This is a genomic window from Nostoc spongiaeforme FACHB-130 (assembly GCF_014698475.1).
Lineage (GTDB): Bacteria > Cyanobacteriota > Cyanobacteriia > Cyanobacteriales > Nostocaceae > Nostoc_B > Nostoc_B spongiaeforme.
This window is the reverse complement of the sequence record NZ_JACJTB010000011.1, coordinates 87,520-113,545: the sequence shown is the minus strand read 5'-3', so window position 1 is coordinate 113,545 and position 26,026 is coordinate 87,520. Positions and strand designations below refer to the sequence as shown.

At 39.1% G+C, this 26,026-nt stretch carries 20 protein-coding genes; 10 read left to right on the top strand and 10 right to left on the bottom strand.

Annotated elements, in window-relative coordinates; all coding sequences use genetic code 11:
• The first annotated feature begins 5 nt into the window (after positions 1–5).
• From H6G74_RS11390 to H6G74_RS11350, 9 genes are all read left to right on the top strand, one after another.
• On the top strand, positions 6–1,079 hold the full coding sequence (locus H6G74_RS11390; RefSeq protein ID WP_190967780.1) for a glycosyltransferase family 4 protein: 1,074 nt from the start codon (positions 6–8) through the stop codon (positions 1,077–1,079).
• Between the two features lie 52 nt (positions 1,080–1,131).
• Positions 1,132–2,121, top strand: coding sequence for a glycosyltransferase family 2 protein (locus H6G74_RS11385; RefSeq protein WP_190967779.1), 990 nt, complete (start codon positions 1,132–1,134; stop codon positions 2,119–2,121).
• Between the two features lie 24 nt (positions 2,122–2,145).
• Positions 2,146–3,285, top strand: a complete 1,140-nt coding sequence (locus tag H6G74_RS11380) for a glycosyltransferase (protein WP_190967778.1) — start codon at positions 2,146–2,148, stop codon at positions 3,283–3,285.
• Positions 3,286–3,386: 101 nt separating this feature from the next.
• Positions 3,387–4,196, top strand: coding sequence for a hypothetical protein (locus tag H6G74_RS11375; RefSeq protein WP_190967777.1), 810 nt, complete (start codon positions 3,387–3,389; stop codon positions 4,194–4,196).
• A gap of 31 nt (positions 4,197–4,227) precedes the next feature.
• Positions 4,228–5,493: a glycosyltransferase family 4 protein gene (locus H6G74_RS11370; protein ID WP_190967776.1), complete on the top strand. Its 1,266-nt coding sequence runs from the start codon at positions 4,228–4,230 to the stop codon at positions 5,491–5,493.
• Positions 5,494–5,547: 54 nt separating this feature from the next.
• Positions 5,548–6,726, top strand: coding sequence for a glycosyltransferase family 4 protein (locus H6G74_RS11365; protein ID WP_190967775.1), 1,179 nt, complete (start codon positions 5,548–5,550; stop codon positions 6,724–6,726).
• 141 nt (positions 6,727–6,867) lie between these two features.
• Positions 6,868–8,172 carry an O-antigen ligase family protein gene (locus tag H6G74_RS11360; protein WP_190967774.1) on the top strand — a complete coding sequence of 435 codons (1,305 nt, stop codon included), beginning with the start codon at positions 6,868–6,870 and terminating at the stop codon, positions 8,170–8,172.
• Positions 8,173–8,195: 23 nt separating this feature from the next.
• Positions 8,196–9,449, top strand: coding sequence for a glycosyltransferase (locus tag H6G74_RS11355; protein WP_190967773.1), 1,254 nt, complete (start codon positions 8,196–8,198; stop codon positions 9,447–9,449).
• Between the two features lie 134 nt (positions 9,450–9,583).
• On the top strand, positions 9,584–10,765 hold the full coding sequence (locus H6G74_RS11350) for a glycosyltransferase family 4 protein (protein WP_190967772.1): 1,182 nt from the start codon (positions 9,584–9,586) through the stop codon (positions 10,763–10,765).
• Between the two features lie 17 nt (positions 10,766–10,782).
• On the opposite strand, the gene H6G74_RS11345 is transcribed toward H6G74_RS11350, so the two are convergent.
• The 4 genes from H6G74_RS11345 to H6G74_RS11330 all read right to left on the bottom strand — a co-directional run bounded on the left by H6G74_RS11345 (position 10,783) and on the right by H6G74_RS11330 (position 15,841).
• Positions 10,783–11,997 (bottom strand): nucleotidyltransferase domain-containing protein, encoded by a 1,215-nt coding sequence (locus H6G74_RS11345; protein WP_190967771.1) that lies wholly within the window; start codon positions 11,995–11,997, stop codon positions 10,783–10,785.
• Between the two features lie 201 nt (positions 11,998–12,198).
• Positions 12,199–13,656, bottom strand: a complete 1,458-nt coding sequence (locus H6G74_RS11340) for a hypothetical protein (RefSeq protein WP_190967770.1) — start codon at positions 13,654–13,656, stop codon at positions 12,199–12,201.
• Between the two features lie 758 nt (positions 13,657–14,414).
• Positions 14,415–15,338, bottom strand: coding sequence for an N-acetylmuramic acid 6-phosphate etherase (gene murQ, locus H6G74_RS11335; protein ID WP_190967806.1), 924 nt, complete (start codon positions 15,336–15,338; stop codon positions 14,415–14,417).
• Positions 15,339–15,424: 86 nt separating this feature from the next.
• Positions 15,425–15,841 (bottom strand): DUF3110 domain-containing protein, encoded by a 417-nt coding sequence (locus H6G74_RS11330; protein ID WP_190967769.1) that lies wholly within the window; start codon positions 15,839–15,841, stop codon positions 15,425–15,427.
• Positions 15,842–15,949: 108 nt separating this feature from the next.
• Between H6G74_RS11330 and H6G74_RS11325 the strand changes: the two genes are divergently transcribed.
• The gene (locus H6G74_RS11325) at positions 15,950–18,589 is read left to right on the top strand and encodes a CHAT domain-containing protein (protein WP_190967768.1); all 2,640 of its coding nucleotides are present in this window, start codon (positions 15,950–15,952) and stop codon (positions 18,587–18,589) included.
• Positions 18,590–18,730: 141 nt separating this feature from the next.
• On the opposite strand, the gene H6G74_RS11320 is transcribed toward H6G74_RS11325, so the two are convergent.
• The 6 genes from H6G74_RS11320 to H6G74_RS11295 form a co-directional block, all read right to left on the bottom strand.
• On the bottom strand, positions 18,731–19,666 hold the full coding sequence (locus H6G74_RS11320; protein WP_190967767.1) for a hypothetical protein: 936 nt from the start codon (positions 19,664–19,666) through the stop codon (positions 18,731–18,733).
• A gap of 187 nt (positions 19,667–19,853) precedes the next feature.
• Positions 19,854–20,396 carry an REP-associated tyrosine transposase gene (locus H6G74_RS11315; RefSeq protein WP_190967766.1) on the bottom strand — a complete coding sequence of 181 codons (543 nt, stop codon included), beginning with the start codon at positions 20,394–20,396 and terminating at the stop codon, positions 19,854–19,856.
• 146 nt (positions 20,397–20,542) lie between these two features.
• Positions 20,543–20,749 (bottom strand): phycobilisome linker polypeptide, encoded by a 207-nt coding sequence (locus H6G74_RS11310; protein WP_015114200.1) that lies wholly within the window; start codon positions 20,747–20,749, stop codon positions 20,543–20,545.
• Positions 20,750–20,990: 241 nt separating this feature from the next.
• Positions 20,991–21,476, bottom strand: coding sequence for an allophycocyanin subunit beta (gene apcB / locus H6G74_RS11305; protein ID WP_062295329.1), 486 nt, complete (start codon positions 21,474–21,476; stop codon positions 20,991–20,993).
• Between the two features lie 65 nt (positions 21,477–21,541).
• The gene (gene apcA / locus H6G74_RS11300) at positions 21,542–22,027 is read right to left on the bottom strand and encodes an allophycocyanin subunit alpha (protein ID WP_062295328.1); all 486 of its coding nucleotides are present in this window, start codon (positions 22,025–22,027) and stop codon (positions 21,542–21,544) included.
• A 383-nt stretch (positions 22,028–22,410) separates the two neighbouring features.
• Positions 22,411–25,821, bottom strand: coding sequence for a phycobilisome rod-core linker polypeptide (locus tag H6G74_RS11295; RefSeq protein WP_190967765.1), 3,411 nt, complete (start codon positions 25,819–25,821; stop codon positions 22,411–22,413).
• Positions 25,822–26,026 lie beyond the last annotated feature (205 nt).

Below are 26,026 nucleotides of genomic sequence, written 5' to 3'. Positions count from 1 at the left end.
TAAATATGAAAACTATATTTTTACCTCGAACCAATGATGATAATCCATACCAAAAAGAGCTAATTAATCACCTCAATAAATTAGATATTCAAGCAGATTTTCCTCATCCTTCCTCTTCAACAACTTTCTTTTTACCAGCAATATTGTTTCCCCAGAAAGCAGATATAGTACATTTACATTGGCTCCATCCATTTTTTGCAGGTTCCAATGTTTTAGAAAAATTTCTTAAGTTATCATTTTTTATTTTAGAATTGATTATCTTAAAACTGCTAAGAATAAAAATTATTTGGACTGTACACAATTTGAAAAACCATGAAAATCAAAGCTTACTTTTAGATAATTTATGTAGTTGTTTAGTGTCTAAATTCGCTGATGCGATTATTGCTCATTGTGAATCAGCTAAAGAAGAAGTTATTAAAAGTTTTTCCCTTAAAGATAATCAAGCTAAAGTATTCGTAGTCCCACATGGTAACTATATCAATTGTTACGATAACAATTTTGAAAAAACTCTAGCCCGCAAAAGCTTGAATTTAGATGATTCTGCTTTGGTTTTCCTGTTCCTGGGGATGATTAGACCCTACAAAGGAGTCTTGGAACTAATAGATACATTTAAACATCTGCATAATGATGCCAGTCAACTAGTGATTGCAGGTAAAATATACCAAAATAGTCCAGAAATGACAGATATGCTTTTACAGAAGATTGATGACGATCCAAAAATCAAATTTATACCAGGATTCATCCCTTCTGAGAAACTTCAAATTTATCTAAATGCTTGTGATGTAGTTGTGTTTCCCTATCGAGATATTCTAACGTCAGGTGCCGTAATGTTAGCTATGTCTTTTGGTAGAGCCTGTATTGCGCCCCGTAAAGGATGTATTGCAGAAGTGTTAGATAATTCTGGAGCATTTTTATATGACATTGATGATGAATATGGTTTGATTCAAGCTATGCAGTTGGCCTTAAAGCAACAAAATCAATTATCAAATATGGGTCAATACAATCGCAAAATAGCAGAAAAATATGACTGGCTAAATATAGCAAAAATAACAGAGAATGTATATCAATCTTGTTTGTGAAAAATCTAATGAAAATGCAAAGCTAATTAAATAATTCTAGGATTTAAAAATTATGAATTCATCTCTCCAAGAACAACCAATTGTTAGTGTGATAGTTCCAACATTTAACAGAGCTAATTTCTTACCGCGAGCAATTACCAGCATTCTTCAACAGACTTTATCGAATTTTGAATTGATTATTGTTGATGACGGCTCCACAGATAATACTGCTGAAGTAGTTAAAGAATTTACAGATCCACGAATTAAATTTTTACCTTTAGGTAAGAATTATGGTGGTAGCTATGCACGTAATCAAGGCATTAAAGCAGCAAGTACAGAATTAATCGCATTTTTAGATAGTGATGATGAATGGTTACCTGAGAAGTTAGAGTTACAAGTAAAATGTTTACAAGAGAGTGATGATCCTCTGGCAACTGTTGTTTATTGCTTAGGTTATGAGTGTGTAGAGGGACAACAGAAAATACCCAGTTTACATCTTTATGAAGGAGATGTTTTTGATAATTTATTGAGAGGTTGGCTACCTCCTACCACCTCACTATTTATGGTTAAACGTTCTGCCTTACTAGAAGTTAATGGCTTTGATGAAAGTTTACCGAGTTTTCAAGACTACGATTTGTGGTTGAGTCTAGCCGCAGCCAATAACCATTTTTTAGCAGTAGATAAACCACTAATTATTAGATATTTTCATCCCCAGCAGATTGGAGGTAATTTGCAAGCTAAATTAGAGGGATTAAGGATTTTCAAAAATAAGTGGGGGACAATTATAAAACAACGGACAGGAGCTATTAATTATCATCGTGTTATAGGAGTAAGAACATCCATAGTCCAGTTACTTCGAGTAAATCAAGAACTTGATAAAGGAAATAAAATTACTGCTCTTTTTCATATCCTTACCTTACTAAAATTTCTTCCTTGGTCTGGAGAACTCTTCACCAAGGGAATTGTCAAAGTGATTTTTGGAGCTAAAGTGTACAAATTATTATTTGAATTGAAATATGCTTTATTTTATAGAAATCAAAACAATCGTTCTACAGCAACATAATTCTAGAATCAGTACAAAAACAATATGTCTAAGCCAAATGTAGTTATTTTCTGTGGACGTATTCTCCCTAATTCAGAAACATTTATCCGCGCTCAAGGAGAAGGACTAAAAAATTTTGAACCTTATTATGTAGGTTCTCGTTTTGTCAAAGGATTATCTCTACCTTCAGAGCGTACTTTAGTAGTTAATGAAGGTGGAAGTTTTGGAGCTTTCCAAGAGTTATTGTTTAAAGTCACAGGAATAGCACCAAAAATCAGGAAAAAAATAAAACAGTTAAATCCTGTTTTACTTCATGCTCATTTTGGTGTTTGTGGAGCTTTAGCTCTTCCTTTAGTACAGTCTTTAAATCTACCTATGATTGTTACCTTTCATGGACTCGATGCTACCATGAAGGACGAATATGCTAGAAGAAACTCTATCAGTACTCGCGTTTATCTTAAACGTCGAGAATTACTCAAAAAACAAGCTCAGTTATTTATTACTGTATCGAACTTTTTGAAAGCAGAACTTGTTCAGCAAGGTTTTCCTTCAGAAAAAATATTAGTGCATTACATAGGTGTAGATACAAAACTTTTTCAACCTCAGCCAACAACTAATCGTGAGTCGATAGTTCTTTTTGTTGGTCGGCTAGTTGAGAAGAAAGGCTGTGAGTATTTGATAAAAGCTATGGAGAGAATACAGGCAAAAAAACCTGAAATAGCTTTGGTAGTAATTGGTGATGGCCCTCTCCGTAATTCTTTAGAAAATTTAGCTAAGTCCTTACTCAAAAACTATCGTTTTCTAGGATCACAACCACCAGAGGCTGTTAAGCATTGGATGCAAATAGCCAAAATCTTTTGTGTTCCTAGCATTAGAGCAGAGTCTGGTGATTGCGAAAGTTTTGGTATAGTGTTTGCTGAGGCTCAAGCAATGGGTTTACCAGTAGTTAGCTTTGCTAGTGGTGGAATTCCTGAAGTAGTAGCACATCAAGAGACTGGTTTTCTAGCACCTGAACGAGATGTTCAAAGTCTTGCTGAATATGTTGTACAGCTATTTAACGATAGTGTTCTGTGGCAAAGCTTTAGTCAAAATGGACGACAACGAGTAGAAAATATGTTTAATCTTCATAAACAAACGCAGATTTTAGAAGAACAATACCAAACAGTCCTCAATAATCAGATGTAGATAACATAGATTTTGAGCAACATGGTAATCATTTAAGTCTTTTTCGCTAGATAATTTTAATTTAAAGTATTTAACAAACATAGAAAAAAGTAAGATTATTTATGGACAATACTTCACAATTAACTATTTTAGTAAATAGTACAGACAGTTTTGAAGATTGCTGGCAACCATTCTTTACTCTTTTTGCCAAGTATTGGTCTGATTGCCCTCATCCTATAGTACTCAATACTGAAACTAAAGTATTTAGTTATCCTGGGTTAAATATACAATGTTCTCAAGTTGGTGTAAATGATGATAGTGGCACAAGACCAAGTTGGAGCGATTGCTTAATTCGTTGTCTTGATAAGATTAATTCTCAGTACATTCTTTATGTACAAGATGATTATTTTTTGAATGATTATGTCAATACAACTATCCTCTATGATTTTCTCGAAATTATGGAATGTGAAGGATATTCTCACATTCGCTTAAGAGAAACTCTAGGACTTGGCCCATACAACCCATCATCAAAATATCCGTTATTATGGGAAATTCCTCAAAGAGCCAACTATCGTATTGGTTTACAAGCAGGGTTGTGGGTCAAGGATAGACTCAAATTTTATCTTGAGCCGAATGAAACAGGATGGGAGTTTGAACGCTGGGGTAGCATCAGAGCCAGGAAAATTAAAGATTCATTTTTCTGTCAAAATCTTGACTATTTTAATGGGCAAGAAAAATATATTTTTCCTTATTATCCCACTGGAATTGTTCAAGGTAAATGGTTAGAGGCGGCTGTGGTTGACTTGTTCAAACAAAATCACATAGAAGTGGATTATTCCATTCGAGGTTTTTATCAATTAAATCAAAAACAAAAGCTGATCCAGCTATTGAAAAACCAGTCACGAAAATTATTAATGCGATACATACCATAAGCCTGCATAAATATTTTAAGAAATGAAAAATATGAAAATTTTAGTTTCTGCCTATGCTTGTAGACCAAAGATGGGGTCTGAACCAGGAGTTGGTTGGAATATGGTTCAAGAACTAGCTCACAAATGTGAGGCTGTATGGGTAATTACACGTCAAGATAATCAACCCAGCATTGAAGCTGAACTATCAAGAATGCCAGTTCCAGGGTTAAAGTTTGTGTATCATGACTTACCTGCTTGGGCTAGATGGTGGAACCGAGGACAAACAGCCCTGTATTTTCACTACTATTTTTGGCAAATAGGTGCATATTTCCAAGCCAGAAAACTACATCAGCAAATTAATTTTAATTTGGTACATCATGTTACCTACGGTCGATATTGTTTTCCTAGCTTTTTATCATTACTGCCTATACCGTTTGTTTGGGGGCCATTGGGAGGCGGTGAAGTAGCACCCAAGAAATTCTGGCGTGATTTTCATTGGAGTGGCAAAGCTTACGAAAGTTTGCGGGAAGTCAGCCGTTGGATAGGTGAACGCGACCCTTTTGTGAAAATGACTGCTAAAAGAAGTGCTGTAGCAATAGTTTGCACATCAGAAACAGCCGATTGTGTAAGTGCATTAGGTGTAAAACGTATTGAGAAGATATTGGGACAAACAGGTGTTAATCAGCAAGATATAGCTCAATTCGAGCAATATAATGTTTCGCAATTCCAAGCTCCTATAAGATTTATCAGTATGGGACGTTTACTGCATTGGAAAGGATTTCATCTTGGTTTACGTGCCTTTGCAACAGCTAACTTAGAAAATGGGGAATACTGGATTATTGGCGAAGGCCCGGAACGTCAAAGATTAGAAGCTTTAGCTAAACAACTAGGAATTGCTGAAAAGGTCAAATTTTTAGGAAGTCGGCCTCGTGAAGAAGCACTACGTATATTGGGAGAATCTTGTGCTTTAATTCATCCTAGTTTGCATGATTTTTCACCTACGGTTTGCATAGAAGCAATGGCAGCCAGTAGACCTGTAATATGTTTGAATTTAGGAGGGCCAGCTTTTCAGATTACGGAGCAAACTGGTTTTAAAATTTCTGGTAATAATCCTGATGATGCGGTTAAAGGTATGGCAGAGGCAATAATTTGTCTAGCTAAAGATCCAGAACTCAGAGCCAAGATGGGACAAGCCGGTCAAAAGCGGGTGAGTGAGTTATACAACTGGGAAATTAAAGCAAATTCTTTAGTGGCACTTTATGAAGATATTTTGACTTGCCAACAGTCTCTATTATCACAAAGTGTAATTCAGACCTAAGAAAATAACGCTCAGGTTATTTAATTAATCATTATCCCATTCAAAATTTCCTCAATGCACATTCTAAGCATTCATAACAATTATCAAATTCGTGGCGGCGAAGATGAATCTCGTGAGGCTGAAGAAAAACTCTTACGGGAAATGGGTCATGAAGTTGATGTTTATCAAGAACATAATGACCGAGTGGGATCTATTGGTGCGGTACCGATGGCGTTGCGCTCTATTTGGTCTCAAGAATCTTACAACATAGTCAAACAAAAACTTCAGCATTCAAAATGTGACATTGTTCATATTCAAAATTTTTTCCCCTTAATTTCTCCTTCTGTTCACTATGCGGCTAAGTCAGAAGGAGTACCTGTTGTGCAAACTTTGCGTAATTATCGCCTATTGTGTCCCAATGGCTTATTTTTTCGGGATGGCATCGTCTGCGAAGATTGTATGGGGAAGTTTATTCCCTATCCTGGCGTTTGGTATGGTTGCTATCGGGACAACCGCCCAGCAACGATCGCAGTAGCAACTATGTTAACAGCTCATCGCGCTATGAATACTTGGCTGGAAATGGTAGATGTGTACATTGCTTTAACTGAGTTTGCTCGACAAAAATTTATTACCGGAGGTTTCCCGTCCGAAAAAATTGTCGTTAAGCCTAACTTTGTGCATCCTGATCCTGGTGTGGGAGATGGTTCTGGTGGTTATGCGCTTTTTGTGGGCAGATTATCTTCCGAAAAAGGATTAGATACTTTACTAGCGGCTTGGAACTATTTAGAAGGGAAAGTTCCTTTAAAGATTATAGGGGAAGGGCCTCTGGCAGAGAAAGTGGTGGAATTAGTCAAAAGATTACCCAACGTAGAATGGCTCGGACGTAGACCAATGTCTGAAGTACATAAATTGATGGGAGAAGCTATGTTTTTAGTGTTTCCTTCCAAGTGGTATGAAACTTTTGGTCGAGTCGCGGTTGAGGCTTTTGCGAAAGGTACGCCAGTAATTGCTGCTAATATTGGAGCGATCGCAGAATTGGTAGACTCTGGCCGTACTGGATTGCTGTTCTCACCAGGAAACCCCGAAGATTTAGCAACTAAGGTGCAGTGGGCAGTTACAAATCAAGAAAAACTAGCTCAAATGCGTCAAGAAGCTAGACATGAATTTGAATCTAAATATACAGCGCAACAGAACTATAACCGAATGATGGCAATTTATGAATTAGCTACTCATCGTAGCTTATTAAAAATTTGATTAATTCATTTATAAAAAAGTTACCCTTATTTTCATTCTATATAAAAATATCTACATTGCTTTTAACAATAAATTTTCCTTCAAATTTATATTTGAATACTTTTAATTTCTAAGACAAACTAATAATATATCAATTAGCTTATGCTCGATAAAACAAGTGTTTATCTTAAAAATGAGACAGAAAAATCTTCCATAGCCGATAAATTCCTCAACTGGTATAGTTGGGTGCTGTTGGGATATGCTCTGTGTGGGCGAGGATTTTCTTACTTCGGTGTACCTCCTGCTTATATCGGGGAAGTTACGCTTATTTTTGGATTGTTTGCTTTAAGCATCAACAAATCAATTCCAAAACTGCTCAAACTTCCCCAAGCTTGGTTTTTAATCATATTTATGGTGTGGTGTTGCCTTAATACCATTCCGTACTTTTCCATATATGGCTTAGATGCAGTACGTGATGCAGCATTATGGTACTACATATTTTTTGCCCTGATAGTTGCCACTTTACTAATTAGTAAGCCTCAGAGATTTTTGTTTATGCTTACTCAGTATGAGCGATTTTGTAGAATTTTTATTATTCTTGTACCATTTCTCTGGTTGATATCTAAAACAATACCATTACCTAGTTTACCTGGTGCTGGGGCTAGAATTATATCCCTTAAACCAGCAGATACAATGACTCATTTATCGGGGATTACTGCTTTTTTTGTTGGATCTAGTTTACTAGATTTTCAACCATTATTATTTACTTTAATGTTTTTTGTCAACTTAGGTGTAGTAGCTCTAAATTCTAATCGTTCAGGAACACTAGCTTTTTTGAATGCTTTTTTTGTGCTTGGAATCGCTAATTATAAAAGTAGTAAAATTTGGCGCATAGTGACTATTATAATTTTGATTATTTTACTAGCTTTCATTGTCAATCCAGGTATTTTTGAACCATTACTTGATAAAGTATTAAGCATTTTCGTTGATAATAATGAAAGACAAGGTTCAAAAGAGTATCGATTAGAATGGTGGACTTATCTCATCAAAAGTACTTTGTCAGATTATTTTTGGACTGGTCGAGGATTTGGTTTTAACTTGGGAGCTGGTACGGGTTTTGATCCTTTAGGTAATGGTGCTGTACGTAGTCCACATAATGGTCATATTACAGTGCTTTCTCGTACTGGCGTTCCTGGTTTTGTTCTTTGGCTAATAATTCAATTAGGTTGGGCTGCAAGTATATTATCAAAATATTTACAGTGCAGAAAAAAAGGACAGACAAAATGGTCTGGTATCTTTTTAACTTTACTTACTTATTGGGTAGCCAGTATGACTGTTACATCATTTGAAGTAATCATTGAAGGCCCCACAGGTGGTATTTGGTTATGGACAATGTATGGTATCGGTTTAGCTGGAATACAAATTTACAAACGTTATCCCCAAATTTTTGATGCAGAATCTGAATAAATATTCTATACAAACTAATAATTATGAAAATTCTGATTTCTGCATACGCTTGTGAACCAGGCCAAGGTTCTGAACCAGGTGTAGGTTGGAATTTTGCTCAACAAATGAGCAAATATCATCAAGTTTGGGTTTTAACTTCTAACTGTCACCGCTTTGCTATTGAAGCAGAATTAGCACGCAAGCCACCATCTAATCTCCAATTTATTTATTTAGATCCTTTTGGTTTGAAGATAGATTGGAGCCAGAAAGGAAAATTAACCCAAAAGTGGGTCTATCTTCACTACTATTTATGGCAAATTACAGCTTACTTGGTTAGCAGAAAGCTCCATCAGAAAATCTGCTTTGATATTGTGCATCATGTCACTTACGTCAAATATAATAGTCCGTCTTTTCTTTGTTTGTTACCAATTCCTTTTATCTGGGGGCCTGTGGGTGGAGGAGAATTAACTCCCAAAGATTTTTGGTCAAGTTTAAATTTTCAAAGCAAAATATATGAGTTTTTGAGAAACACAGCTTGCTTAATAGGAGAGTATGATCCTTTTGTCCGCTTAACAGCACGACGAAGTGTTTTAGCTTGGGCTACAACTGAAGATACAGCTAAAAAGTTACGATGTTTAGGGGCAAAAAATGTTCAAGTATATTCTCAGCTTGGTATATCTCAAGAAGAATTAGTTAATTATCCAGAAATATCTTCATTCCATCAATCTATTGTCAAGTTTATCAGCGTGGGTAGATTATTGCATTGGAAAGGATTTCATTTAGGATTATTAGCATTTGCCAAAGCAAATATATCTAATTCTGAGTATTGGGTTGTTGGCGAAGGATCTGAGCGAAAAAACTTGGAAAAGCTCACCCAAGAACTAGGTATTGAAAAACGAGTCAAATTTTGGGGTAGTTTGTCTCGTGAGCAAACCTTAAGTAAAATAAAAGACTCTCATGTACTAGTTCACCCAAGTTTGCATGACTCTGGGGGATTAGTCTGTTTAGAAGCGATGTCGCTAGGTTTACCAGTAATTTGCTTAAATTTAGGAGGGCCAGCCGTTCAGGTCACTGAAGCAACTGGTTTTAAAATTCCAGCAAATACACCAGAACAAGCTGTCAAAGACATTGCTCAAGCAATGATGTGTTTGGTTACAGATGCAAAATTGAGATCAAAGATGGGCGAGGCTGGCCAAAGGAGAGTTAGAGATGTGTTTAGTTGGGAATTTAAAGGATTATTTTTTGCTCAATTTTATAGAGAAATTTGTGTACAGGAAAAATTTGCTAGTTTTTCCTAACGTCTGCTTGTTTTATAGAATACTCATACAAAAATAAAGTTCAAATAGATATTTACTAGTGTATACTTCGTCCCCAAAACTCTGACTCTTTAACTTAATAGTATTAGTTCGTATCCGCCAGTTCATAAAAAAGCATGAAGCTGTTAATCTTACACAATCGCTATCGATTAACCGGTGGTGAAGATAAAGTAGTTCAGATTGAAAAAAGTTTATTAGAGGCTAATGGACATGATGTGATTCTACTGGAAGAAAACAACCTGAATATAGTAAATGTTTGGGATACATTAGCAGCAGCAGGAGGCGCAATATATTCGCTTCCATCTAAACAATTAGTTCAAGCAGAGATAATACGTTTTTCTCCTGATATAGTTCATGTACATAATTTTTTTCCGTTACTATCACCTGCTGTATATGATGCTTGCTATGCTGCTGGAGTACCTGTCATTCAAACACTGCATAATTATCGCCTAGCTTGTCCTAAAGCAATGCCATTTCGAGAGGGAAAAATCTGTGAAGATTGTATTGGTAGATTAATACCTTGGTCTAGTGTGATACATGGCTGTTATCGTAACTCTCATCTTCAAAGTTCTGTGGTTGCAGCAATGACTACATGGCATAGATTAACAGGTACTTGGCATAAAAAAGTAAATGCTTATATTGTTTTGACTCAATTTCAAAAAGAAAAAATGATTCAAGCTGGACTTCCAGCAGAAAAAATTTATATTAAACCAAATTTCGTTTTTCAGTCAAATAGTTTAGAGTCAAATATTCAACGCGATAATTACTTACTATTTGTTGGCAGACTATCAGAAGAAAAAGGAGTTTCTGTTCTGATTGATGCTTATATCAAAAATCATATATCTACACCATTAAAAATTGTCGGTGATGGCCCACTGCGTCAAGTTTTGCAGAAAAAAGTTCAAACAGCAGGCTATGCAAATATAGTTGAATTTTTGGGACATCAAGATAAATTAGTAGTGATGGAATTAATGCAGAAAGCTAAATTTTTAGTTTTTCCTTCAATTTGGTATGAAGGTTTTCCACTAACTATAATTGAAGCGTTTGCAGCTAGTTTACCTGTGATCGCTTCTCAGTTAGGGAGTATGGCTGAAATTGTTCAAGATCATGTGAGCGGATTATACTTTGAAGCTGGGAATTCAGAAGATTTAGCAGCTAAAATAAAATGGGCTATTAACCATTCTGAATTAATGATAAATTATGGCAATAATGCTAGGTTAATTTGTGAATACAAATACTCTTCAGAAGCGAACTATCAGCAATTAATGTCTATTTATCATAACTTTATTAAAATATAAGTGACTTTGAAAATTATTTATTTTTTATTCATATTAAAAATCATCCTGAATGGTCGAATAAAATAGTAAAAAAATGATAAATATTTAGGTAAAGACACAAAACTTTTGTCTGCGATCGTGGGGACAATTAGATGTTCATAGCAATACAATATTTTATCCCAAGGTTGTTCTATCAATTTTAGATGAAAAAGTGCAGATTTTAATTGACTTTGTGTGGCAACATCAGCAACAGGGCGAGTTAGTTGGATAATAATTTCAGAAGTGAGATGCTTGACTGATGTGTTACTTTCTATTTTTTGTAAAATCATTTCTGGGAGTGGAGTATCTAAGATATGATGAGCAAGGGAAAGTCCTAACAGCAGCATTCTTGTCATTTTTAACTCAATACCCAACTGCCAAGTTTTTTCCCAATTCACATCAGTATAAGTACGTAATACTTCAGCTAAGTCACAAATTCTATTTAAGAATAACCAACAGTCCTTACTTCCTTGGGAACAGAGAATAATGATCAGGTTTTCCGCAGAAAAGCTGAGTATTTGTTTACCAGCAAAATTTATTGTTATTGTGTCATTCCATATCCACTCTGAACTGTACGGTAGGGAGAATTTTTTAGATAAAACTCCTTGGTGAACATCTAAGGTAACTTGCTCTTTTTGATTAATTAAATGTAATTCCCAATGAGAACGTAAATAAGCTTCTTCGTCTTGGCTATTGAGAGATTTAAGATAAGCGGCTTCTTGTTCATTACTATCTGCGTATGGCTCAAATCCTTGATTGATTAAAACTTGTTTAGTATTAATAAAATCTTCTCGATGCACAAGCAGATCCAAATCTCCAAAAGATCGGCGCGATATATCACCGTAAGCTATGGTAGCTAAAATTGGCCCTTTAAAGGGAATAACAGGAATGTTATGTTCAGTGAAAATATTTAATATATTGACAAGTTTACTAGCCATTAATAGGCTATGCTGTGTATTAAGATAATAATATTTTTGTAACGTGCTAAAGATTTTATGAGGAATAGCTTGAGAATTAAATTTACTTAGATTAATAAATAATAGTGGTAAAACTTTGTGGTAAGCAGCTATTTCTAGGATATATTCCCAATTAATTGGCTTTTGTAATAAGCTTTCGATTCTAATTAAGTTTTTTTCGTTGATATGAGTAACAGAACAACAAATTAATAGTTCAAGTTCATGAGTCAGATTATTTTCTAATAAAGTCGCGTTCATACTATCTCAGCATTAATATGCTATGCTGCCACGAATGTGAATATGTATATTAATTATATTTTATTTAGGATTTCTAGAAAAAAAATAGCTAGAATTTACTCTAGCTAAAAATTTGATAATTTAAATGATATTTCACTACTGAAAAGCATATGAGTGATTGAATGACTTAGTTGTTGAGGATAACAAATCCTATTGTGTCATTCACTGACTGCGGAGAGTGATGAGATCCAAACTGTCTACTTTGGGAATAGTCACTGTTCCTTTCCGCATCAAAGCAGAGCCTATATAGACATTATTAACATTGCTGTTGGAACGATATATTTTCATCTTGATGTCGCCAGCTTGGGCCAGTTCTTCGATAAATACTGTGACAGCAAACGTTTCTGCTGCACGACCAGATTGGGCATCGCTGACCAATGTACCTTCGGGATAACCCAAGCCAGCCGGAAGAGCATAGAAAAATTTGTCAGAAGTGTAATTACTGATTCCGATTCCCCAAGAACCATCAGGGTTTTTCGCACTAGCTACTGTAATTCGAGGCTTTTTGCCAGAACTCCAGGTCATATCTTTTTCTAGTGAACTATAGCTTTTTCGGAATACAGCTCCTGTATCAAAGGTACGGGTTAGTTGTTTGAAGTAATGATATTTCTGGAAAAATTGATATTTAAACGGGCTAATAGAGTAAGGAATTAACCTTGTCGAGTTATCTTCGGTGTGGGATGGTGCATGTCCAATAAACCAAATCCAGTGAGTTACCCGATTGTTCATATCATTGAGGAAGCGAGAAGCCGCAGACGCAGCTTTAAGTGCATCTCCGAGTTCTTCTGGGCCATTAGTACCCGCTTCTGTCATCCAATATTCTTTATCTGTTCCTTCAAGTAGAGAGCTTATCCAGGGTGCTGCGGCCATGTTGTAAGAATGGGTGGAAATTGCCGCTAGTGCTTTCCAAGCTTCGGGGTTATTTTTGATAGCTTTGATGATGCGAACAGCTATACTATCAGCATTTGCCAACTCTGGCGTAACTATTTTAACATCTTTCAAATTACGGTTATCTAATTCTTGGCGTAGTGCTGTAATCATCACAGGCCATTGAGAATCTTTGAATTTGATGGGATTATCATTAGGTTCGTTTAATATGCCTGTAGCGTGAATTTTTACTCCATATTCTTGCTTCATTCGATATATGAAGTTGGCTAAAAGCGCAGCATAGTTGAATATTTCAGCGTCTTTTATATATGTACTATCCTCAGACTTCATATAAGGTGGGAGGAAATCAGGTGCTAACAGCAATGTGGTACATCCATTGGCTAAGGCATCAGCAATAAATCCTGATTTAACATAAGGATTTACGAACACAGGCATATTTTCAATACCCGGTTGGGGTGAGTATTTATTAGCTTGGAACCATAGCCTGACAATCTTGAATTTGGCATCATTACACACTAATTTTTGCAGTGTATTTTTTTGTGATTGTGTGAGCTTTCCATATCCATTACTACCATTAACTGTTGAGCTAAATCCTAATCCTTGAAATGTTTGTCTTGCTCCTGATCTAACTGTAATGTTAATGGGAGTAACTGCTAATGCACTAGAAAATGTTTGTCCTAGAAGTGCAGCAGACGCTACGAAGGAACATAACAAAGAATTAACTTTAGTCATGAAAAAAAATCCTGAACTCAATAGGGAAAAGTAAACTCACTCGGTTTCTCGATATCCGAGAAATTGCGTAAATAAAGCAGGAACCGCAATGTGATTCAGGTTAACTTAATATTTGCGTGATTGGTACTAGAAAAAACTCGTAACTATTAGTAGAAATGTAAAAAATTAAGTATTATACATAACTCGTGATCCTACGTAATATTTCAATATAAGCAGGGAATACTCAATTTATATAGATTTCTAAAGCCTAGTATATAAAGCTTTGCGTATCTTATATGTAATTTTTAGGTTATATGTAACCTGTAGCACTAATCATTAATCTGATTATTTTTTTGGTGTTTTTTTATAAAACTAAATTGTATGCTTTTGTAAGCTGTGAGATATTTAAATTACATAATCAATGTTGCTAAAATGCCCAACACACAAGAGTTATTGATATTTCTTATTGGCACGCAAAATGTGGTTGAGCGGAAGATTATTTTTATTTTTGTGGAGAAAATAATCTTAATAACAATTAAGATGAGCAAATGTAATATCAAGTTTTTTACACTTTAACCAACATTGATAAACTTGTAATTGAATCTTTGATTTTTTACTAAGATTTCGTTTTGCCTTTGAAGTTTGCTTTACTGCTGTTAAGCGATCGCCTGACCATTGCAATATTCCGGCTGCAAAACATAAAAAAGGCTGACCACCAAAATCTAGTAGCAGCCAGCCAGATATTTTGCAGAAAAATTGATTCTTAAATTTGGCGATACTCAGGCTTTAGTGTTGTTGTAGCTGGCTACTGCGGCTCGGAGATTACCTTGGTGTTCTGATAGCAGTTGATCGCCTGCTTGTTTTTCTAAACCAGTCCAGTGCATTAATAAAGCCAGTTTCACCCATTTACCACTACGTTCTAGTAGTAGACTGGCAGTTTCTCTACTTAAGCCTGTAAGGTCTTGGAGAATTCGCAAAGCGCGATCGCGGAGTTTTTGATTGGTGACGGCGACATCTACCATCCGATTACCATAAACCTTACCCAGCTTCACCATTACCCCAGTAGACAAGATATTTAAAGTCAGCTTGGTGGCTGTACCGGCTTTTAAGCGAGTTGAACCAGCTAATACTTCTGGCCCTGTTAACAACCGAATATCAATATCAACGTCGATACTAACTTGTTCTTGCGGCACACAGGCAATAAATATAGTGACGGCTCCTCTTTGACGAGCCGCACTCAGCGCCCCATGTACAAAAGGTGTTGTTCCGCCAGCCGTAATCCCCACCACTACATCTAATTGGGTGATCTGTCTTTGAGCGATCGCAGCTTCGCCATCTTGGGCGCGGTCTTCTAAATCCTCAGAACTGCGGACTAATGCGCCAGCACCACCAGCAATGATTCCCTGGACTAATTCTGGAGGTGTACAAAAAGTAGGAGGACATTCAGCTGCATCTAATACGCCTAATCTACCACTGGTGCCAGCACCGATATAAAATAAGCGCCCGCCTTGCTGTAACCGCTCTGCTGTCTTTTCAATGGCTTGAGCTAATTCGATTTTAGCTGCGGCTACTGCGGCTACTGCTTTTTGGTCTTCTATATTAAACAGTTCTACTAATTCTAAAGAGGTTAGTTGATCTAAATTTTGACTGAGAGGATTGATCTGTTCTGTGAGAAGATGTCCGCGTTCCTGCAAATCTGCCATTTTTTTGTTTCCTGCGTTATTTGTCATTTGTCATTGGTCATCAGTCATTTGTCAGTTATGACCAATGACTCATCAGCAATAACTAACTACAATAATCCTTCTAGTTTGCGGCGGATACTGTCGAGTTCCGACTCAGAAAGTTCTGTTTCTGCGGCGGGTGGAACTTGTTCTGTATAATCACTATCATTGGTGGCGGCTTCTGCTTCCCAGTCGGTTTCCTCGACGTTGAGTTCTGGAGGAATGATTAAATCACTATTTTCGGGAACGATTTCCCAGTCATAACCAGCACTTTCGCAAAATTCCTTAATTTCTTCTGAATCAATCGCTTCGATTGTTGGTGTTGGGAAATCCTGAGCTTCTAACATCAGGGCAAAGCGCAGAGCATCGTCTTCTGACTCAAACATGAGAATTTTATTGCGATCGCCAACTCGCACTGTGTGAATCCCTTCGTTGTCTGTGTGAGCATTAAAAATTAAAACAAATATACGCATTGGTGTAATCATCTTTGAAAGCTGAAGTATGAAGTATGAAGTATGAAATAAATTGTTTTTAGTCTTTAACTTTCAACCCCCATCCTCTATACTTTTTTATTTAATCATCTCCTCGTTGCCATGCCCATCAAAACCAAAATTAGGGATTTTTGGCTCAATATTCGCAAAATCAGTAAACTTTTAAGTTTATTGTTGTATTTTGTCATCAGTCTACTGTTGGTGCTGAGTTCGCCTGTGTTGGCAACTTTACCTGATCATATTTACACAGCATCTTCATTGACGAATGCAACCATAACTGATTTAGAACAAGGTAAAAATCTCTATGATACCGGACGTTTTGCAGAAGCGGTAGAAGTATTAACAAAAGCAGTACAAGCATATAAACAGACAGGAGATAAACTTAAACTAGCTATTACCCTCAGTAATTTATCTCTGGCTTACCAACAATTAGGCGAACTTACAGAGGCACAGCAAGCAATTACTGAAAGTTTACAATTGCTGGAAAATAGTCAAAATTCGCCAGTATTCGCCCAATCACTAGAAATTCAAGGTCGTCTGCAACTGTTGAAGGGAAAGCCAGAAGCAGCTTTAATCAGTTGGCAGCAAACTGAGCAAATTTATCAGCAAACACACAATTATAGTGGTGTGGTGCGATCGCAAATTAATCAAGCACAAGCTTGGCGCACACAAGGCTTTTACCGTCGTGCCATTAAAATGATAGAGACAGTCAATCAACAGTTGCAATCACAACCAGATTCCCTGGAAAAAGCTGTGGGATTGCGATCGCTGGGTAATGCCTTGTTAATATCGGGAAGTCTGGAAAAATCCCAAGAAGTTTTAGAACAAAGTTTAGCGGCCGCTCAACGCTTAAAATCTAATGATGATATGGCAGCTAGTTTGTTGAGTTTGGGCAATAACGCACGCAAACAAGAAAAAAACCCAGATGCGATCGCCTACTATCAACAAGCTATCAAACTTTCTACTTCACCTTTAACCAAAGTTTCTGCACAACTGAATTACCTGAGTTTTTTAATTGAAGACCAAAAATTAACCGAGGCAGTAGCAATATTACCTGAGATTCAATCTCAACTTAATCAACTCCCCCCTAGTCGCAAGGCTATTTACTCTCAGATTAATTACGCCCAAAGCTTAATTAAACTAGGAACTGCGAATCGCCAAAAACAATCTAATCTGGACTCTCAACTGCCAGATATGCCAAAAATTGCTCAGATTTTAGCTAATACTGTCAAACAATCTCAGAGTTTAGGCGATCGCCGTGCCGAAGCCAATGCACTTTTGAGTTTAGGTAATTTGTACGAACAAACTCAGCAATGGTCAGAGGCACAAAGTCTAACTCAGCAAGGGTTAATTTTAGCCCAGAGGAGCATTATCCCAGATATTGCCTATCGCTTGCAGTGGCAGTTAGGCAGATTACTTTGGCAACAAAAAAATTTTACAGGTGCGATCGCTGCTTATGATGCCGCAGTTGATACTATCAAATCTATACGAAGTGATTTAGCAACCATCAATCAAGACATACAATTTAATTTTCGAGAGAGCGTTGAACCGCTTTATCGCCAATCAGTCGAGTTACTCTTGCAATTTCAAGCAGGGCAACAAAATGAGAAAATCTTAGATCAGGCACGTCAGCGCATAGAAGCTCTGCAATTGGCAGAAATAGATAACTTCTTCCAAGAAGCTTGTTTAGAAGGTAAAGATATTGTTCTGGATCAAGTTGTAGATATCGAAAATCCCACGACTGCGATTTTTTATCCGATTATCCTCCCGCAACAACTCCAGGTAATTGTCAAACTACCCAACCAAACCCTAAAACTTTACAGTAAAAATATTCTGCAAGCAGACGTAGAAACAATTGTTACCAACCTGCGAAAAGCATTGGTGAATCCAACAGCGACTAATGCTGTTAAAACCCAATCGCAAATGATATATAACTGGCTAGTTAAACCAGTTGAATCGGAATTATCGGCCAAGAAAGTTGATACGCTCGTATTTGTGCTGGATGGTGTCTTGCGTAACATCCCAATGGCATCACTTTACGATGGGGAAAAATTCTTAATTGAGAAATATGCGATCGCTTTAAGTGTTGGTTTACAACTGCAAAATCCTCAGCCCATAGTACAACAACAACTAAAAGCTTTAGCCGCTGGGTTAACGCAACCTCCACCAGACTTTCCCAACTTGGCACCACTACCAGCAATTCACATGGAAGTTAATTCGATTGCTAGTGCGGGAATTGCCACAACCAATCTGATAGATCAGGAATTTACCAGCAAAGCACTAGAAAAAGCAGTCAATTCAGTTCCTTTCAATATCGTACACTTAGCCACCCACGGACAGTTTAGTTCTAGTGCTGATAAAACCTTTATCTTAGCTGCCGATGGGCCAATCCATGTCAAGCAGTTTGACAGCTTACTCCGCAATCGAGATGAAACTCAAACACAAGCAGTCGAACTATTAGTGTTAAGCGCCTGTCAAACTGCAACCGGAGACAAACGCGCCGCTTTAGGACTCGCTGGTACAGCCATCAGAGCCGGTGCGCGTAGCACTCTAGCTTCTCTGTGGCAAATTGATGATGAATCCACAGCTTTGTTTGTTGGTGAATTTTATCAAGAACTTAAAAAAGGAAACATCAGCAAAGCTCAAGCTCTCCGTCTTGCTCAACTCAAAATCTTACAACATCCTAATTACAAAGCTCCTAGTTTTTGGTCTGCTTATGTGTTAATTGGCAATTGGTTGTAAGCTAGAGGCTATTCCTCCGTAGGTTGGGTGGAGGCGCACAAAAGATATTGACAGCAAAACGGTAAATCCAGATTCGCGCCGTAACCCAACACCAGATATCTTAATTTTGTTGGGTTTCGCTTCACTTCACCCAACCTACCATTATTTACTGGTGTTGACTAGGGATTGTTTGGTGTTGGCGTTGAGTAATGCTACCTCGAATGCGTCGCCTGGGGATGTGGGGGTGTTTGCTCCCAAGGTGGTGTTTTTCAGGGTGAATTGGAGGTATTTGGCGTGTTCGGGGATGATGAAGGTTTGGGTGAAGTTGCTGAGTAAGGGGGAGTCTTCGGTGAGGACTGCTTCTTGATTAAGTATGGTGGCTGCTCCGCGTGTTGACCAGCCGTATTCGGGTTTGGTTGTGTCGGTTTCGTTGAAGTTGCCGTTGGTGATGTCGGCTAGGAGTATTGCGGTTAGGGGTGCTGTTAGTTGTGTTGTACTGTTTGATGCTACCGTAGTATTACGGATGGCGTTGAGCATTTGCAGGTTGAGCCATGATGGTAGCTTACGTACACCAGGGGCGAGGGTGTTGTTCATCAGGTCGTAGGGGTGTACTTTGGAGTCAAGGTGGCTACCATCTGGGGTAAGGGTGGCAGTGAAGTTTTCGCCTATGAATGTTTTTGTGCCGTTGATGGTTTGGATGTAGCGGTCGAAGCCTGGGTTGCCTACGATGATACCTGCTAGGTGTCCCATTTCGTGGAGGATGGTGGTTAGGAGGTCGTATTTGCCGAATGCCTCTCCTGTTGTAGCGCGGTAGGCTGTATCGGTTAGGGTGGTGGTGAATTCACTGTTTTCTAAGGGGGTAGGGTCGATGAACCAGCCTACGCCGTTAGCGTCGTTGTCGATGAGGATAGTTCCACCGTTAGGGCGACCAAAGGAGTCATACTTTGTGATTTGGGCTTCGGCTAGTTGTCCTGTGGGGAGGTCAGTGATTTGGAAGGTTAGGTTGAAGGTGGGGTCGAATAGGGTAAACCAGAGATCAAGTACGATCGCCTGATCTTGTAGGTTGGGTGGAACGAAGTGGAACCCAACAAATGCCACGAAGAAAACCGCAAAACTTTCAACTACCAAAATATTTTAATTCAAACGGTAAAATTCACGCTGCAATTATTTTACCTGTCACAATATTTTCTCAAAATATTATAATTTGGTGTTGGGTTACGGCGCAATATAGATTTACAGTGTTCTTTTCAATATCTCTTGTGCGCCTTCACCCAACCTACGAATATTATTCATTTCCTATATCTTGGGGAAATTCTATATCTTCTTCTGCACCCCAATCAATATGATATATTCCTCGCTGTACATACAACATAAAACTGGAATATTGCCAATCTTTAGGTGCTTTGACATAGCCATGTTTAACGGGGTTGTAATGGATGTAATCACAATGGCGAATAAAATCAGCTTCATCTTTAATTTGATGTTCCCAAAATCGGCGTTGCCAAACTGCTAATTCGCCTTTATTTTGACGCGATGCTGATATTTTTCCATGATATTTAACATCGCAACGATGACTAAAATAGTTTTTAATTAATCGCCAACGATTGGAAAAATCACTATCTCCTGGTGGTAAACTCCAAAGACAATGGATATGGTTTGGTAAAATAGCGATCGCATCTACAATCAATGGATGTTGTGCAATCACTTTTTTGAATGCTTGTCGCAATAAAATAATATTCTCTGGTTCGCAGAGAAATTCCCGGCGCTTGTGAGTAACCACAGTGAAGAAAAAAGTACCTCCTTCTACTTTTGCTCTGCGGTATTCCATGAAATAATTTACAGTGAATAAGTTTGATAGCAATGCGATCGCTTGACTTTTAAGACAGTCGCTACCATTTTGGCTGCTATAAAAAAAGAGGTCTTTCTTGACCTCTTGGGAACTCCCTACAATAAAGTTCTATTTGTATAGATGAATTAGGACAGCCCAGCGTTGGTACCTTGCTTGCCAGTTGCCAGTTCCACTTTAACGATTTTGCCACCCATTTTTTGAATCCGTTGCTGTTCGCGGAACCAATTTTCGTAGGGAACCAATTTGGTGAAATAGGTATTTTGTAGTTCGCGTTGAGTACGAATACGGGTTTGGCTTGGAACGCAAGCAGTAATTTTAAACAACCGCGCCATGTGATCAATCTCCTGTGGTGAGTGTGAAAACTTTTTTTATCTCAAAATGAAGCGGGAGTATATTTTTTAGACAAATCTTTAATTAATCTCTCCAAGGCTGGAAATCAAACATAAATACTAGACCACTAACACTCATCATAATCTATGCAATTGCAATAAGCGACAAGACGTTCTAGCACTCACAGTTGATTTCCAGACCTTAAATAAAGCTGCACCTAATGACTTAGATGCCAACTAGCTCTTAGCTCAAGCCAGATGAGATGTAGTCTAAGTAAACGCCCATTTCTTTACCAGCGTCGGGGCCGACTAAGCTAGCGGTTACTTCTTTGATTGCTTGGATAGCTTGTACAGTAGCGCCTACGGGTACACCCAAGGAGTTGTAGGTTTCTTTCAAGCCGTTTAATACGCGCTCATCCAGGATGGAAGGATCGCCAGCTAACATAGCGTAGGTAGCGTAGCGGAGGTAGTAATCCAAGTCACGAATACAAGCAGCGTAACGACGGGTGGTGTACATGTTACCACCGGGACGGGTGATATCAGAGTACAACAGAGATTTAGCAACAGCTTCTTTAACGATCGCAGCTGCGTTGGCGCTGATGGTGGTAGCTGCACGAACGCGCAGTTCACCAGTTGCGAAGTAGCCTTTTAGTTTTTCTAAAGCAGCAGTGTCGAGGTATTTACCTTGAACGTCTGAAGAGTTAATAACAGAGGTAATTGCGTCTTGCATTGTTGTTATTTCCTTATTTCCAACCGTATTGCAACAGTTTGTGTCAGCAGGGAGAAAACCTCAGCCTACTGCATTGCACCAACTAGGTAGTCGAAGTAGGCGCTAGCTTCAGCAGCATCTTCAGCAGACAGCAAGGAAGCAGCAACGTTCTTCATAGCAGCAACACCACCAGCAACTGCATCGATAGGAGTGCCGAGGGATTTGTACATTTCACGAACGCCAACTACACCGATTTCTTCAATAGGTGTAACATCGCCAGAAACTACTCCGTAGGTGATGAGACGGAGGTAGTAGTCTAGGTCGCGTAAGCAGGTAGCTGTCATTTCTTGACCGTAAGCGTTACCACCAGGAGATACAACATCGGGGCGCTTTTGGAACAATTGGTCGCCAGCTTGCTTAACAATGCGCTCACGGTTATCGGTCAAAACTTGAGCGATGCGGAGGCGACGTTCGCCACCAGAAACAAAGCTCTTGATCCGATCTAATTCGCCAGGGCTGAGGTAGCGAGCTTCTGCATCAGCATTCACGATGGACTTCGTGACGATACTCATTAATGGATTCCTCCAGTACTAATGAAACCAGGGTATGAAACTGGTGCGATTTTAATTTCGGTCGAATGTAGCTACGTTCTCTCGTTGTTTTTAGATACAACAGTTGAGTCGCTGCTGTAGCTAATACTTTACGAGTTTGCTGGTGTTAATTTCAACTACACAAGCTGTAAAACTCAGCTACCTTCCGCAAAATATTCTCCGGCATTCTGTTGAGCATTTATGACTGCTCTTAATACTTTGTAATATTCCTTTTCAGATTGACACCTAAACCCGCAATCTGAGAGGAGTGTTACTAAAGGTAAAGTGTCAATAGTCAATAGCCATGAGTAAATAGCCAAGAGTATAAACCTCTTGACTATTTACACTGGAATATTAACTAAGTATTAGCGATCGCTAGGACGACCTGTTAATACAGCAGGAGACAAACTAGACCAAGATTGTTTCACTAGGTCAGCTGCTGCTTGTACACTACCGAGGTAGTTACCAGCAGGTAAAGATGGGAAGCGTGGATATGGAACCACATCTTCACCAAAGTAGCGAGCGTATTCTGGGCTATCAACAATTGCTTCTACAGCCGCTCTCAAACCGCTATCAGCCAATAGTTTGTTGTACTGACGGATTTCGCCTTGAGTAGCTGGCGCACGACCCAACAAGTGACGGAATAAGTATTCAATTACTTTGGTGTTGGGATATGGAGTATAGAAGCGTTTGCGATAGATTTCCGAGCTTGCGAGTTCGCGGACAAACTCACGCACTGAGATTTCTCCATTCCGCAGTCTGCTGTCGAGTTCGCTACGACGGTAATAATCAGGAACCTGACCGCTAAATACATCCAATACCTGACAGTAAGCAGCGTTAATTACTAACTGTCTTTCGGTTTGGCTACTACCATCTGTTAAGCGGAAAATCCGTGCAGGTTTACGGCGGCTAGTACCCACACCCACTTCGACAGACTGACCGCGACCATCGTTGTATGAACGACCCAACTCGATAAACAACGGCTTGGTCTTGTCGATTTGCCGTGCTTGATAAGCTAAATCTGCGATCGCTTTTGCCAAAATTGGTGTATTGGCAGAATCCATCCGCGCTTTGACTGGCTTAAAGCTAGGCACAACCACATCATCGTTTTGCTTGGTGAGTTGGTTGTAAAGCTTCTCTGTGTTGGGGAAGTTAGCCGCAGGTAAAGTCGGGAAGCGACGGTAAGGAACTGTATCTTCTCCAAATACTTGGCGATACTCTGCACTGTTCAACAAAGCAGCAATAAACGCCTTCAGACCTTGGGTAGCCAAAATCTGGTTATACTTGCGGATTTCTGCTTGATCAATGGGTGCGCGTCCTAAGAAGTGCTTGGTTCCCAACTCAATTACCTTGGTGTTGGGATAAGGTGTGTAGAATTCCTTCAGGTAGAGGTTAGAATAACCCAAACCTTCAATAAATTCTTTCACCGAGATTTCACCGTTACTTAGCTTACTTTCCAGTACAGTGAATTCGTTTTTAATAATGTAAGGCGCAACATCACGCTCAAAAATCTGGCGGTAAGCAGCACTAATTACAGTTTGCACTGCAACTTTATCAACTGTATTTGCTACCAGCTTGAAGACTTTTGTTTGTTCACGTTGCTTGCTAACACCTTGATTAATGCGGAACTGAATATCTGGTTCTGTGCGATTTTGGCTCACAGCGCCCAGTTCCACAAAGCGGGGTGTTTCTTGCTTGTCAACTTTGGTAGCGACTACATCCTCGCGGATGGTACCAACACGCAGTTGTCGCAGCGATACACCACCAGGAGTCAGATAGCGTTCGTAAGGAACTGTATCCTCACCAAAGGCTTCGCTGTATTCTGGGGTATCAAGAATAGCATCAACAACGCCATAGAAACCTTTCTTAGAGGCAATGTCGAAGTATTTGTTATTTTCTTGGCGACCGTAGGTCGGACGACCTAACAAGCGACGGTGGATGTATTCGATCGCTTTACAAACATACAACGGTGTCCAGTATAAACCACGGAACAAGTCAGACTTAGCTAAAGCTCTAACAAATTCCCGTACAGAAATATCGCCGTTTTCCAGCTTAATTTCTTGGACTTTCAGTCGTTGACCTTCGTAAACATCACGACCGATAACTTGCAAGTAAATTGCTCTAATTACTGCCTGGGTAGAGCTTTCAGAGAACTTGACACTTGCACCCTTAGCAGCTTTCTTACCGATAGTGCCAGGAAGTTGATCCAACTTGAATACTTTTGGCCCCAGAGTTCCAGGAGCTACACCCCGTGCTTTGGGATTACTCAGTTGGTTATTAATTCCAGGCCCTTGGTGAATCAATATCCGTCTTGTATCTTTACCAAATGGCGCTGGACGGGTGCTGGGGTTGCGAGTTTCTTTCGGGAAAATCGCCCCAAATTGAATTTCTAAGGGGTCGTTACCAGAGCCATAGGGGTGTTGATCTGGTAATGGTTGTTCGTAAGCTGCGAATGTGGTGATGAACTGCGGTACTTTGCGGAAAGGCGCACTGTAGTTAAACAGGTCTTGTTGTGGCCCCCAGTTCCGACATTCTTGGGCTTCTTGACCCAAACCGCGAATGTAAGGTACTGTCTCTTCACCAAAGTAATCAGCGTATTCGTCAGAATCTACCAGCGCATCCACTAATTTAGCCAGACCACCATTAGAAATGATGGAGAAGTATTTTTGTACTTCTTCCCGGCTACTTGGCCCCCGTCCCAAAATGTGACGGAAAGCAAGTTCGATAACGCGGCTATTAATAAAAGGCTGATAAAACTGTTTTTGGTAAAGGGGAGATTTTGCCAAACGGCGGACAAACTCTTTCATGGAGATGTCGCCATTTTTCACTTTGGATTCCAAATCAGAAATCGACAAGCTGTAAGCACGGGTAATGTCGCGCTCAAAGATTTGCCGATATGCTGCTTTGACTACCTCAGTTTTTTCGCTGGCTGACAACCCAGGTTTCATCACAAACTTGGGACGGCGTTCTGCGGCATTAAAATAAATTTGCGGCAGTTGTAAACCTTGTTGGTCGCCAGAGGGACGTTGGCGTAATTTGGTCGAAGGTGTGGGTGCTTTAAATTCTGTCAGCAGCACATCCATGTACTGAGTCACAATTTCTGTAGCCTCAGCATCTTTGCGGAAGTAAGACAGGGATGCTGACTTAATTTCCTGCAAAGCCACGATTGTTGCTTCACCAGAACAAGCATTTTCAATGATTTCCCGCAGACCCCTAGTGTTTACAGCAATAATGTTGGGGTCGCCAGCTACGATCGCATAAGTAGCATAGCGCAAGAACCAGGACAAGTCCCGTAAGCTCTTGGCCATGTTGCTTGGGCCGTAGCGTGAAACGTTAATTGGTCTGAACCCTGGAGGTGTTGGGCCACCAGGAGAAGTATTGAAGATAGAACGCAAGTTTTCTAAGAACCCACCACGACTTTCAACGTAGGTGACTGTTCCCAGTTTCATGCCTTCCCTGACATCACCACCAGCGCCAACAGCAGCGCCAGCCATTGCTAATTCTGGTTCTTGGGGCTTTTCTAAAAAAGCCATTGGTGAACCACCGACAAATATCCGGTTAGCAGCACGAGATACGATAATCTCGGAATTTTCTGTGAGAATCTGGGCAATTTCTAAACGTTTTGCACCAGATGCAAAATAGCTTGCCAGTTCATTTAATTCACCAGTTCCTAAAAAGCGGTCTTGCTGTTCCGCTTGAGAAATGGTTGCTACAGCTAGGGTTTGATATAGTTGCGGACGCGCAACTGAGCTTCCACCACTCGCCTTAACACTCATCGGATTTGTAAAACTCCCATCATAATCGTTTATGTGTTAAGTCTGGGTCGCTTTGAGGCTTGACACATTGATGTGTTTATGCCTTCAGAGTACCGCCTTCAAAACTGCCAGTAAAATTAACCCAGTCAGCTTTTAGATTAGAACGTTTTGCGTTTTTCCTGGTAATTTATTAAGAAGTATGTAGATTCTGTAGTCTTGTTTAAGC